Source organism: Thermosynechococcus sp. PKX95, from assembly GCF_031583295.1.
Lineage (GTDB): Bacteria > Cyanobacteriota > Cyanobacteriia > Thermosynechococcales > Thermosynechococcaceae > Thermosynechococcus.
The window spans coordinates 2193038-2205926 of the sequence record NZ_CP134171.1 but is presented as its reverse complement, the minus strand read 5'-3'; the positions used below and the strand labels follow the sequence as shown (position 1 = coordinate 2205926).

General features: G+C 53.6%; 10 protein-coding genes. 2 read left to right on the top strand and 8 right to left on the bottom strand.

What is annotated here, in order from left to right:
- Positions 1-89: 89 nt before the first annotated feature.
- Complete coding sequence (locus RHH81_RS10825; protein WP_310743047.1) at positions 90-2246, top strand: AMIN domain-containing protein; 2157 nt, start codon at positions 90-92, stop codon at positions 2244-2246.
- 53 nt (positions 2247-2299) lie between these two features.
- On the opposite strand, the gene RHH81_RS10820 is transcribed toward RHH81_RS10825, so the two are convergent.
- From RHH81_RS10820 to RHH81_RS10805, 4 genes are all read right to left on the bottom strand, one after another.
- Positions 2300-3682 (bottom strand): ferredoxin:protochlorophyllide reductase (ATP-dependent) subunit N, encoded by a 1383-nt coding sequence (locus RHH81_RS10820; RefSeq protein ID WP_206200173.1) that lies wholly within the window; start codon positions 3680-3682, stop codon positions 2300-2302.
- A gap of 33 nt (positions 3683-3715) precedes the next feature.
- On the bottom strand, positions 3716-4096 hold the full coding sequence (locus RHH81_RS10815) for a DUF5331 domain-containing protein (protein WP_206200172.1): 381 nt from the start codon (positions 4094-4096) through the stop codon (positions 3716-3718).
- 44 nt (positions 4097-4140) lie between these two features.
- On the bottom strand, positions 4141-4986 hold the full coding sequence (gene bchL, locus RHH81_RS10810) for a ferredoxin:protochlorophyllide reductase (ATP-dependent) iron-sulfur ATP-binding protein (RefSeq protein ID WP_149819367.1): 846 nt from the start codon (positions 4984-4986) through the stop codon (positions 4141-4143).
- Positions 4987-5052: 66 nt separating this feature from the next.
- Entirely contained in the window at positions 5053-5310 is a 258-nt protein-coding gene (locus tag RHH81_RS10805) for a hypothetical protein (protein ID WP_302678296.1), read from the bottom strand.
- Positions 5311-5604: 294 nt separating this feature from the next.
- Here RHH81_RS10805 and RHH81_RS10800 point away from each other — a divergent pair, with 294 nt between their 5' ends.
- Positions 5605-6237: a CPP1-like family protein gene (locus RHH81_RS10800; RefSeq protein ID WP_149819363.1), complete on the top strand. Its 633-nt coding sequence runs from the start codon at positions 5605-5607 to the stop codon at positions 6235-6237.
- On the opposite strand, the gene dnaN is transcribed toward RHH81_RS10800, so the two are convergent.
- The 4 genes from dnaN to RHH81_RS10780 form a co-directional block, all read right to left on the bottom strand.
- Positions 6234-7343 carry a DNA polymerase III subunit beta gene (dnaN, locus tag RHH81_RS10795; RefSeq protein ID WP_310743046.1) on the bottom strand — a complete coding sequence of 370 codons (1110 nt, stop codon included), beginning with the start codon at positions 7341-7343 and terminating at the stop codon, positions 6234-6236. The genes RHH81_RS10800 and dnaN overlap by 4 nt on opposite strands.
- Before the next feature lie 96 nt (positions 7344-7439).
- Complete coding sequence (gene murJ, locus RHH81_RS10790) at positions 7440-9008, bottom strand: murein biosynthesis integral membrane protein MurJ (RefSeq protein WP_206200170.1); 1569 nt, start codon at positions 9006-9008, stop codon at positions 7440-7442.
- Positions 9009-9074: 66 nt separating this feature from the next.
- The gene (locus tag RHH81_RS10785) at positions 9075-10346 is read right to left on the bottom strand and encodes a cell wall metabolism sensor histidine kinase WalK (RefSeq protein WP_225901719.1); all 1272 of its coding nucleotides are present in this window, start codon (positions 10344-10346) and stop codon (positions 9075-9077) included.
- A 2-nt stretch (positions 10347-10348) separates the two neighbouring features.
- Entirely contained in the window at positions 10349-12874 is a 2526-nt protein-coding gene (locus RHH81_RS10780; protein WP_310743045.1) for a CHAT domain-containing protein, read from the bottom strand.
- Between the last annotated feature and the right edge of the window lie 15 nt (positions 12875-12889).

Sequence of the window (12889 nt, the reverse complement as noted above, 5' to 3'; positions counted from 1 at the left end):
GGCAAGCCAAAAAGCAGCGTAGAGTGTCTTGGGAGCGAGTTGCATTCTCTTTTCATACATTTGGTGGCATTCGTGAGGAGTCAAGCATCGTGAGTCAGCTTTTACATCGTCTCGGCTTAGGGGTGGCCACAACCGCCCTTGTTGCTGCCAGTCAAACCCCCACTTGGGCCACAGCAACGGAAATCACGGGAGTTCGTCTGGTAACAGCGCCCAACGGCATTCAACTCCTCTTCAACGTGCAGGGGAATCTACGGCCAGCGGTTTTCACAGTCAATCGCGGCAATGCCTCCATTGCTGATATTCCCAATAGCCAACTGCGCCTGCCCCAAGGGGGTGCCTTCCGCCAAGACAACCCCGCCCCCGGTATCTCCTCCGTCGAGGTGGTGCAACTGGACGCCAAAACCATCCGCGTCACCGTGAATGGCATTAGTGCTGCTCCCATTGGTGAAGTCATCCGCGAAGGACGCGATGGCCTGCAAATTAACTTCATCACCGCTCAAGGCTCTGCTGGCCCCCAAGTTGCCCCCACGGGTCAACCCATGGCCATGCCCCCCGGCCCTAGTGCGGTGCCGCCTTTTCTGCCGCGCCCAGTGCCACCCCCTGTTGGCGATATGCTGATTAGCCCCCTCAATGCGGATGCGGATGTCATCCAACTGGGCACCAATGAACGGATTCCCCGCCTACTGCTGCGGGAGGCTCCAGTGCGGGAGGTTCTTTCCCTACTGGCTCGTGCCGCCAATATGAACGTTGTCTTTCCGGAAGGCAATGGGGAAGGGGGCGGCGTCACCATCTCCCTCGATATCGAGAATGAATCCGTTCAAGACGTATTCAACTATGTGCTGCGGGTCACTAACCTCAAAGCCAATCGCCAAGGCCGCACTATCTTTGTGGGTCAAGCCTTACCCCCCGATGCCCAAAACCGCATTGTCCGCACCATTCGCCTTAATCAGATGCGCGTCTTTGGGGCGGGTTCAACGACACGGGAAATCAGCTCTCTGGCTCAAACGGGGGGCACCATCGGGAGCGGAGCTGGGGGTGCCCAGGCTGCAACAACCGCCCAAACTGCTCTCAACCGCGAAACCCGTACCCGTGAGGGTGACCTGCAACTAGGGGCAGTGCAGCTGTTGGAAATGTATGGTGCAAACTTGCCAGATACTGGTCCATTTCAGGCGCCAACCGGCTGTGAGCAGCTGCAAGTACCAGAAGCAGCGAGGGGCGTTGATGATCAAATTTGTCGAAGCTCACTCCTGCGGGGACTAGAGGTGGTGGGTGACCCCCGCACCAACACAGTCACCCTCATCGGCTCCCCCCGCAAGGTAGAAATTGCCACCCAATTGATTCAGCAATTTGACATCCGTAAGCGGCAGGTGATGGTCAATGTCAAGTTTATTGATGTGAACCTGCTACGAGGACGCACAGCCAATGCAGACTTAATTACTAATTTTGGCAGCAGCCTGTGGGGAGCCATTTTAGATCCAAATGGTTTAACGGTGATTCGCGGCACCACACCTAACCTGGGTGGTTTGACCCCTGCCCCCCTCACTGGCGCACTTGGCAGTACACCCGTGGGGAATCTACTGAGTGACTTTTTTGCGCAGCTTCGACTTTCTATTGAAACTGGCAATGCCACAATTCTGACCAACCCCACCCTTGTCATTCAGGAGGGGAGTGCTGCGCAAGTCAATTTGACCCAAGAAATTTTCTCTGGCATTGAATCCACTGCTGCTCAACAAGCCACTGGTGGCGGCGGGGCGATCGCGACTCAACAGATTCGCCCAATCCTGCGACCTGTGGGGGTGATTTTTAATGTCACCGTAGAGCAAATTGACGATAATGGTTTTATAACGCTGCAATTGTCTCCAGAGGTAAGTGCTCCCAGCGGTACCTATGATGTGATTTTCCCAGGGACGGGTGGTTCCACGGGGACACTGATCTCGCAACGGCGGATGGAGTCGGGGCGGATTCGCTTGCGGGATGGCCAAACCTTGATGCTGGCGGGCATCATCCAAGATCAAGATCGCTCGTTGGTGACTAAGATTCCAATCCTAGGAGACATTCCCCTGTTGGGGCGGTTGTTCCGCCGCGAGAGCAACCAGCGTCAACGCAATGAACTGGTGGTGATGGTGACGCCGAAGATTGTTGATGATACCCAGAATGCGGGGTTCGGCTATCAGTACTCGCCAACACCGGGGAGTATGCCGCCTAACCTGCAAAACCAGATTCTCCAACCCCCACGGCGACGCTAAGGCCTCTAAGTAGGGATTGCCCCCTCCGAGTCTGTTCAGAGGGGGTTCATTCTTTAGTGGGTCACCATTTTTTGCCAACCTAACCCTGCAAGGGCTTGATTGCGCCGCAGCGGACGGGTAACGAGTTCTAGAATGTCACGGGCATTGCCAAAGCCGTGAATTTGGGCAAAGGTGAATTCCACAGACCACTTGGTGCTGATGCCACGGGCTTCGAGGGGATTGGCATGAGCCATACCCGTAATCACAAGGTCGGGCTGGAGCGCCTTAATCCGCTGAAGTTGATTGTAGTTATCGGGTTTTTCAACAATGGTGGGGAGGGGATGCCCCATTTCGGCACAAGTCTTCGTCAAGAGTTCTAGCTCGGCTGCTTGGTAACGTTTATCCATGTAGGGGATGCCAATTTCTAGTACCCGCATACCACAGCGAATCAAAAACCGCGCTAGCGAGATCTCTAGGAGATTATCCCCCATGAAAAAGACCGATTTGCCTCGCACCAATTCAAGGTAGTCGCTCAGTTTTTCCCAAGTTTCGGCTTCCCGCTCTGCTAGGCCTTGGGGCTGAATCCCAAAAGTGGTACAAATCTGCTCAATCCAAGCGCGGGTGCCATCCGAACCAATGGGAAATGGGGCGGTGATCAGTTTGCATTTACGGCGGCGGATCAGGGTCGTAGCCGTCCGACTGAGGAAGGGATTCACACCAGCAACGTAGTAGCCCTCATCAATCACTGGCAATTCGGTATAGCGTTTGGCAGGCAGCCATCCTGACACCTTGATGCCCTGTTTTTTTAATTCCAAGGTGAGTTGGGTCACCACGGGATCGGGCAGAGAGCCAAAGAGAATAAGGGGTGGGTGGTCGTGGTACTGGTGGGATTCAGCTTGGAGATCCTCTTTTTTCTTGCCAAAGTTGAGAAGGCGCTGGATGGGGTTGCGTTCCTCTGGATCGCTCACCGCTGTGGGCGTGGGACAACGGGCGGCCATGGCTGCTAGCACCGTATCTTCCCCTTGGGTAAAGGCGTAGTCGAGACCATTGGCGCGAGCCACAACAATGGGAATGCCAATTTCGGCTTCGAGCTTGGGCGCCAGTCCCTCCAAGTCCATTTTGATAATTTCCGTGGTGCAGGTGCCAATCCAGACAATGACACTGGGGTTGCGATCGCGCTTGATTTGGAGGCAGAGGCGCTTTAGCTCTTCATAATCATTGAGTTGCGCCGAAATATCTCCCTCTTCTAGCTCCGCCATGGCATAGCGGGGTTCCGCAAAAATCATCACCCCCATCGCATTCTGCAAAAAGTAGCCACAGGTCTTGGTGCCAATGACCAAAAAGAAACTGTCTTCAATTTTTTGGTACAGCCAAGCCACACAGCTGATGGGACAAAAGGTGTGGTAATTGCCCGTTTCACACTCAAAGTTGAGGGCATTGGGAGCAGTCGCAGTCATAGGGAGAGCCTCCAAATTTAGAAACGATTGGAACTAGGTTTGATGACTTTGAGCAGCCTCCTCACCGTGTTCTTCAGCCCGATTACTGACAAAGGGCTTAGGGGGTAGTAAGCGAGGTTCGGGGAGCAGTTGAGCAGGGTTATCGCCGTTGGTCAGTTCTTCGTCGGGGTTGAAGTTCAAGCCCAAGGCAGAAATAATGCGATCGGGATCGTTGCTGAGTTCGACAATGACGGGTAGAGCATCCAGTAAGCGCGGTTCCAAAGCCGTCAGCACCCCCAAAATAAAACTTGAGGAGGGGCGCCGTTGACCGCGATAGGTACTCCAAATCGCCAAGCGGACAATCCAATGGCGGTTTTCTTGGTAGTAGGCCAGCCACTTACTGCGTGCGCTTTGCCGTAATTGCTCAGGGTTCATACTCACTCCAGCGAAGGGGATCCGTGGAGTATTCTAGGGGAGTTTTAGACCGCTGCGAGTGACCGTTCTGACCCTTGGGGATTCAAGTAGAAGTCGGAGAGCAGGGCAAAAAGGTCGCGATCGGGGGCATCCTTGGGCACCACCCCCTCAGGCCGCGCCAAAATTTGATCGGCAATGTTCAAGTAGTAGTCACAGACATAGTTGAGACTGGGATCGCTTTCGGCCATCTCAAAGAGGGTTTTGCCCTTGACCCGTGACACGCGAATATCCTCAATCAACGGCAGCACCTCAAGGATGGGCATGGGCACGGCTTCCACATATTTTTCAATGAGATCCCGCTTACTGGTGCGATTACCAATGAGACCCGCGAGGCGCAGGGGGTGCGTGCGCGCTTTTTCACGGACGGAGGCGGCAATGCGATTCGCCGCAAAGAGGGCATCAAAACCATTATCGGTGACAATCAGGCAATAATCGGCATAGTTAAGGGGGGCCGCAAAGCCACCACAGACCACATCCCCCAGAACGTCAAAGAGAATGACATCGTATTCATCGAAGGCATTGAGTTCCTTGAGGAGCTTGACCGTTTCACCGACGACATAGCCACCACAACCTGCCCCAGCCGGGGGGCCACCCGCTTCGACGCAATCCACACCGCCATAGCCTTTGTAGATCACATCCTCTGGCCAGACATCCTCGTAGTGGTAGTCCTTGGCTTGGAGCGTGTCAATGATGGTGGGAATCAGAAAGCCTGTCAGGGTAAATGTGCTGTCGTGTTTGGGGTCACAGCCAATTTGCAGGACTTTCTTACCCCGCCGCGCCAGCGCCACTGAGATGTTGCAACTGGTGGTGGATTTGCCAATTCCGCCTTTACCGTACACTGCGAGTTTCACGTTGACCTTGCCTCCTAAGTAATGGAGCGACACGATGACCTAACTGCTATTCTCGGCCAGCGATCGCTAGAAGCGGCAGTGGTTAGAAAAATAATCTTTTTGTAATAAAATTTCAGCTGATTTGAGGATGAGCAAACGCTTTTTCAAGTTTTGGAAGTCTCTCAGGAAACTGGCGGTTCTTTGAGAAGTTATCTTTAATTTTTTTGCTGTTAGTTTTTTAGTTAAATTAAACAAAAATACAAAAACTCCCCCCGCCAAGTCATTCCCTGACCGATTGCACCCAAGGCTAAAATTGACCTGCCCAGCGATCGCGCCAAAAAACATTTGAAAAAAGAAACGTTTCTCCTAGGGGGCGATCGCCCGCATCGTTGTAAAGAATTATTAAAAATCTCGAAAGTAAATGATTTGTTACAATTTAGGCGGTTGTATCCCTTTGAGCGCTACTTTCTCTCGTTTTCCCTAGGAAGTGGTTAGAATTTGAGGGAAGGCGATTGTGCTACAGCGTTTTTCTCTGCCATCTCTCTGAACGAGCAAAATTAGCTCCTTGGAAAGGTGCGGCATCGTTAAGCTGTAGGGTAGCCTTCAGTCCGCTGTTGATACCGCCCGTAAGAATGGCCAATGAACAAAGATCAATTTGCCATGAGTGACAACCCCTACGAAAAGCTGCAAGTGCCGGAAGACGCTTCTTTCGAGCAAATCAAGGAAGCACGGGATGCGCTATTAGCGGCTCATCCGGGGGATGAACGGCAGCGTACCGAAATTGAAGCAGCCTACGATGCCATTTTGATGGATCGGCTGCGGCAACGCCAAGAGGGCAAAATCAAAGTGCCTGAGCGCATTCGCTATGCTGAGCAACTCAATGAACCGGCGCCAGCTAAGCCCAATCGCATTGCGAATCATCCCGCCCTTCAGTGGTGGCAGCAACAGTTGGACACCCCCAACCTGCGGGGCATTGCCATTACCTCAACGGTCTATGCCGTTCTGATGGCGATCGGGCTGTCTCAGGCCAATCCCGATACCTTGGCATTGGTGCTGTCACTGGGGGTTGGCTTTAACCTCGTGTGGCTGCAACGCAAGGAACAACGCCTTGGCCGTGCCTTTTTGATCACCCTCCTTGCCTTGATATTGGGCGCAGTGATCGCCGTGGGCATTTACCAGCTTGGTCTGCCGGGGGTCTTCCTCAATGTGGATCAACTGGTGGGCATTGGCGTTTTCGTCACCTTTTGGCTCACCAGCAATTTCCTGCGCTAACTGCGAATTTGAATCGGCATCACCAAGTATTTCATCTGGGCTTCCCCAAGGGGGAGGAGGATCGCAGGCTGGGTTTCGCCGTTGAGTTGCAGTTGCACCTCTGAACTATTCATCACCTTCAGTCCTTCGAGAAGATATTTGACATTGAAGGCCACCTCCATCGACTCCCCAGAAATCTGAGCCGGTACATTCTCTTCGCCACTGCCCAATTGCGGCGCCTCAGCCGAGAGTTTGAGTTCTTGAGCCTCGGCATCAATGTTGATTTTGACGACGTTATTCTTTTGAGCCGCAAGAATTGCCACCCGTTCTAGGGCATCTGCTAGGGTCGATCGCTCCACCGTGACTTGGCGCGCAAAGGTTTTGGGAATGAGTTGGCGGTAATTGGGATACTGCCCCTCCAACAAACGGCTGGTAATGCGAGCATCGTTGCCAATATCAAACACCACTTGAGTCGGGTCACAGCGCAGCGCTACATCCCCGTCTTGTTTTGCCATCAGCCGCTCTAGATCCTTGAGGGATTTTGCCGGAATTGTAATCGGCGAGAGGGCTTCCGGCACAGGCTGTTCAGTCAGCGTAACGGCGAGGCGGTGACCATCGGTTGCTGCAAACTCAAGGCGATCGACCTCAAAGGTCACATGCAACCCGGTGAGAATTTGCTTGGTTTCATCAGTGCTCGCCGCAAACAAACTCCCCTGAAGTCCCCGCCGCAATGCCTCTGCGGTCAAGGTTACAGGTGTCACATCCTCTAACGTGGGCAGAGCAGGAAATTCCTCGGCACTCATCCCCTGAATCTCAAAGAAACCGCTGCCATAGTCGAGGATCACCCGCGTATCTTCCGCCGTAATCTCAATATCGCGATTGGGCATCCGCGCCACCATCTCAGTAAAGAGCTTGGCAGAAACAGTAATTGCCCCCGGCACCTTCACCTCTGCATCCAGCCAGATTTGCATCCCCAAACTGAGATCAAAGACGGAGAGTCCGAGGCGGCCACCTTCAGCTTGCAGGAGAATATTCGCCAAAATCGGGTGCGACGGATTGCTCGGCGCAACGCGACTCAGGGGGGCAAGCTTACTACTGAGAACTGATTGTGAACAAACAACTTTCATGGTGTACTCCACGGCAGAGGCAGATGGGATGAGAGGCAACGGAGAGAAGAAAAAACGCGGCTCGTTATTGGCCAATCTACTAGCATACTATGCAATCTATGACTGGTATCGCTTGGGCAAAAACCGCCGTACTTTGCTCAGGAAAAACTCTAGCTCCGGTAGATTTAGGGGCGAGATAGCCGCTGCAAAAACAATTAGGCTGACACTGCCGGCGATCGCCAACTGCAACAGTTGCACCCCCAAGCCTTCCCGCCCCCAGAGCAATTCCAGTCCTTTGAGGGCACCCCAACCTGCCCCACCACTGAGCACACTGGCTAGGGCAATTCCCACCAAGGGCACAATTAGCTCCCCCCAAGGTAGCCCCCCCAAACGACGGTGCAAAATCCAAGTCAGGGCAATAAACGATACGGTATTCACTCCAACCGTGGCCATTGCCAACCCAACAGCGCCAAAGGCTTGGGTAAAGAAAAAGCAAAACAGGGCATTAAATCCCAATCCCCAGAGGGTGATGTAGAGGGGTGTGCGGCCATCCTCTAGGGCATAAAAGACCCGCACAATAACATCGCGGGCAAGGTAGAAAAACATACCAATGGCATAAACCAATAGTAGCGCCGCCACCAGTTGGGAGGCCTGAAAATCAAAGGCACGCCGCTCATAGACCACCCGCACTGCCGGCAATGCCAAAGCTGCCATCATGCCACCGAGGGGCATCATACTCAAGGCAGTGAGTACCAAACTCTGGCGAATGCGTTCCTTGAGATCCGGCCAATGTTCTGGTTGTGCCAACTTTGAAAAAATGGGCATATAGGGCACAAGGATCACATTGGAGAGAATCCCTAAGGGCGTTAGAAAGAGCAGTTGGGAGTAACTCAAGGCCGACGCAGCCCCCACAGGCAACTGGGAGGCAAAGAAGAGACTGATATAGACGCTGATCAAGAGCATTCCCGAGGATAGGGTAGCAGGCCCCATGAGTTGAATTAACTCCCGCACCTCAGGACGATTGAGATCAAAACGTAATCGCAATGTACCCATGCCGGCTTGCCATTGGGCAGGAATTTGTACAAGCCATTGCAGCACCCCTCCCGCTAGGGTTCCCCAAGCGAGCACTGCTGGGCCAAATTGATCGGCAAAGAACCAAATGCCAATAATCACTGCCAAACTAGACAGCAAGGGACTCATCGAGGGCAACCAGTACTGATCGGCAGCATTGAGGGTACCAAAGCCAATGCCAATCAAACCCGAGAGCACGGCCAAGGGTGCCATAATCCGAAACTGCTCTGCGGCTAAGGCTTGAATCTCTGGACTGGCACCGGGGGCAATGAGTTGAATTAAGGGGTCAGCCAGCACCATCAAAATGGCGGTCAGCACCAGTAATAGGGCACCCACAACGGTGGTAATGGTTTCCACGAGGGGCGCGGCTTTTTCGGGCGGCTGCTTGAGAACCACACTGATGATCGAACTGTGGAACGGGCCATTGATCCCCCCCAAGAGCACAAAGAGAAACCCCGGAATCACATAGGCATAACTGTAGGCATCCACTGCGGCGCCAACACCAAATTCGGCGGCGATCGCCTGCTGGCGAACCAGTCCCGCGACTTTACTCAACAGCGTTGCAACGGCAACAATGGTGGCAACATGGGCAAGCGAACGCGATTTCTTTTCCACAGTGGTGGCAATCCTAATAAAACTGGCGGATTTGGGGATAACTCTGGCGATGATCGTACCAGTGATCTAGATCTCTTTTATTTCCGCTGGCAGCAGAATCGTAAAGCAGGTGCCTTGACCGACTTCGCTAGTCACCTGAATCTGACCGCGGTGGGCTTTGACAATGGATTGGGCGATCGCCAGCCCTAAACCCGTCCCTTCGGACTTTGTGCCCTGAAGGCGATAAAAGCGATCAAACAGGCGGGGCAGTTCACTGGCGGGAATCCCCGGTCCATTATCGGCAATCACCAAGCGGTAGAATTTGCCCTGCTGATCCAACCTCACTTGAATCTGACCACCGGCAGGGGTATATTGCACGGCATTACTGAGGATATTTGTTAACAAGCGACTCAGGTGATCGGGGTTGCCCCACAGACGATAGGCCTCTGTCTCTGAGGTCTGGGGATCCGCAAGCTCCAACGCCAGTTGAAGGTGTTTTTGCTCAATCAAGGGCGTCTGCTCCTCAATCACCCCCAAAAGCAGGGCATCAAGGTGACAGGGCTGGGCCTGCAGGGGAATCATGCCGCTATCTTGACGAGTTAGAAAGAGCAAATCATCCACTAAGCGACTGAGGCGGCGACTAAGGCGTTCAATGACTAGGAGTTGTTGGCGTTGGGTTTCCGGATCCGCAGTGGCTAAGGCAACCTGGACATTGGTTTGAATGAGGGCCACGGGGTTGCGCAATTCATGGGAAGCATCAGCGGTAAATTGCTTCAAATAAGCATAGGACTGCTGCAGGGGGGCGATCGCCAGCCGTGACAAAAACCAGCCACTAATACTCACCAGTGTCAGCGTGATGGTCATACCAACCAAGAGATCCCAGAGTAGGGCTTGACTCGGTTGGGTCACCTCGAACCAAGGATGGCTGACCCGCAAATAGCCCAGTAGGCGATCGCCCACCACTAAGGCCACCGTCATCTGCCGTAGCCAGCGATCCTCCCCCACCTGCACCGTTTCTGCTGTCCGATTCAGATGCAAGGGCAGATCAAGGGGTTCTGAAAACGTGCTCCAAGCCAACTGCTGATCCGGAGTAAACCCCTCTAGGTCAATGTGATCCTCCTCCAGTGCCGCAAGGGGACTACTGCCTAAACTGGTTTGCCAATCAATGGCTTCCGCCGTGGCCGTGTCAATAATCAGGGAACGACTCACCACCTCAACAACGTGGCTGAGGGTGTCATCAATGCGCTCGATCAGGGTTCCCCGCACATAGAAAAAGAACCCCGTGGCAAAGATGAGGAGCAGGAGTGCCGTTACCCCCACATACCACAGTGCAAGACGGTATTGAATGGCACGAACCATCGTCATCGGGGCAATGCTAAGGGAGACCAATCACCACTGGAAACAAACGCCGCCCAATAGTAGGGGGATTCATCCTTGAGTCGCTGAAGCTGGACTTGCCGCAGGGCTTCTGTGCGCCCCATGCCTCGGTGCAGATTTTGGTAAAAGGCCACCATCATATCGCGGGTTACTTGATCATCCACTTTCCATAGGGTACTCACCTGCGATCGCGCCCCGGCTATGGTAAAGGCACGGCGCAGACCATAGACCCCTTCACCGTTGACCACCTCCCCCCGTCCCGTATCACAGGCCGATAACACCACTAATTCTGTGCCGCTGAGGTTCATGCCGGTCACTTCCAAAGCAGTAAGGACACCATCATCCACATCTGAACCACTCTGGCGTTGGTTAAATCCCGCTAAGGCCAACCCGGATCGCAAGAGGGGGTTTTCCAGAATATCCCTGTTTCCTGATGGGGCTAGAAAGAAGCCATGGGTAGCCAAGTGGAGAACTTTAGGGGAATTTGCTGCCTTAACCGCTGCTTCTGTGGCTGCTGCTTGGAGTAATACCTGAGCTTGGGGAAGGAGCACCCTCAGTGCTTGCGCTTCCTCAGTCGTCCCCGGTAGGGGAGCAAAAGTCAAACTCCGCAAATCAAGAGAGCGCACCGTTGCTGAAGGGGCATTGCCGAAGGAGCGATCGAAACTAGGGTCAGCAATAATCAAAGGAGTATGAACAGTTACAGATTGGGATTGAAGGCGCAAGAGTTCGCGCCCAGAGGTCAGCAATGTGATCATGTAAGACTCCACTAAATAGCGCCCTTGGGCATCCACAAGTGCCTGAAAGGGAATAGTATTCAACTCCCCATCCGGGGCAATGAGCAAATGAGTCACATTGCCAATCCACGGACGAATCGGCGTCATCACCCGCTCGGCAAGAACTTGAGCTGCCCGTTGAACTTCACCCTTGGGTAAGCGAGGGTCAGCCAAACGTAAGCGAGTCTGGCGTACTTGGGTATCAATTTCAGCAGCGGTGCCAAGATCTCTCCCTAGGGGCTGACCCGTGGCACGCAATACATAGACGCCATAGCGCGGCTCACCAAAGCTCTGTTTGCCCAAGTCGTAGGGGCGATAGCGAATAAACTCAATCAAAGCAGCATTAGCCGGAATCGCTCGTTGAACCGCAGCGATGGTTACGGGTTGAGTGAGTTCGCGAAAGCTAGCACTGCGCAGACTCAGTTCGGCTTCCAGTTGATTGGCCTGGGCTTGAAGCTGCTGGACTTGGGAGAAAGCTGCTGGCTTTGCTGAAGCAAAAACGAGTTTAGCGATGGTTGTGCGCAATGTGGTGAGTTGCTGGAGCTTCGCTTGATCTGGCGCCGCTAGTTGCCGTCGCAGTCGTGCTTGGTTCTGGCTGAGAAAATCCAGTAATCGCCCTTTGCGGCGCAAGAGTGTTGTCAGAGCCAAGGCGGTGGCCTCAGGATCTTGGGGCAGGTTCTGCAGGTGCAGCGTGAGAATGGCATTCGTCGTGTCTTGAAAGGTAGTCAGATACCTACGCTTGTAATCCTCAGCGCCAACGACCAGATTTTGAGTGAGGTTCTTTTCTTCGATTTCTTGAACATTGTTCAGTAGGGCAAGGGCCTGCCTCAAATCTCCCTGTTGCCAATAGACCGCAGCAAGGTTGCCGAGAGCAACGGCAGTGTTGGGATGGAGGTCTCCTAGGCGGGATTGGGCGATCGCCAGCGCCCGTTGATAGAGAGGCAGTGCCGCTGCGTAGTTGCGCTGATCAAAATAGAGCGTGGCTAAATTATTCAGGCTGGCAGCAATATCGGGGTGACCTGCGGGCAACGTTTGTTCGCGAATCTGAAGGGCACGTTGGTACAAGGGCAAGGCGTCAGCATAATTCTTTTGTTCCCGATACAGGGCTGCGAGGTTGTTCAGCGTTGTTGCCACGTAGGGACTCTTCTCCCCAAGGGTTTGCTCAAAGATTCTGAGGGCGCGTTGATACAAGGGCAGGGCGGCTGCCCTCTTTTTTTGCTCAGTGTAGAGGAGACCGATGTTATTGAGAATGACCGCCACTTCGGGATGATTGAACCCTAGGGTCTTTTCGGCGATCGCCAATGCCCGCTGAAACACTGGCAACGCAGTATCATAGTTCCCTTGGGCACGGTAAAGATTGGCCAAGTTATTGAGTGTTGCAGACACCTCTGGTTGATCTGACCCGCCAGCACGCTCGTAGATAGTCAATGCCCGCTGATAGAGGGGGAGTGCTGCTGCATAATTTCCCTGCTCAACATGGAGCTTTGCCAATTCGTTGAGACTGGCTGCCAAAAGGGGATGGTTGCTGTCCAGTGTATTTTCCACTAAGGTCACAAAGCGCTCTGCTAGGGGAATAGCAGCCTGCATATTACCTTGTTCCCGCAGTTGATCAATTTGATTGGCGAGTTCCTGAAATTGCTGGGGGGATGGCTGGGCTAGAGTTGGCGAACACAGACCAAGAATCAGACTACTTCCAAGGGCGATCGCGCCCCGGACAAGGCATCTTCTGGTGTTCATTTTTTTCCTCGGTGG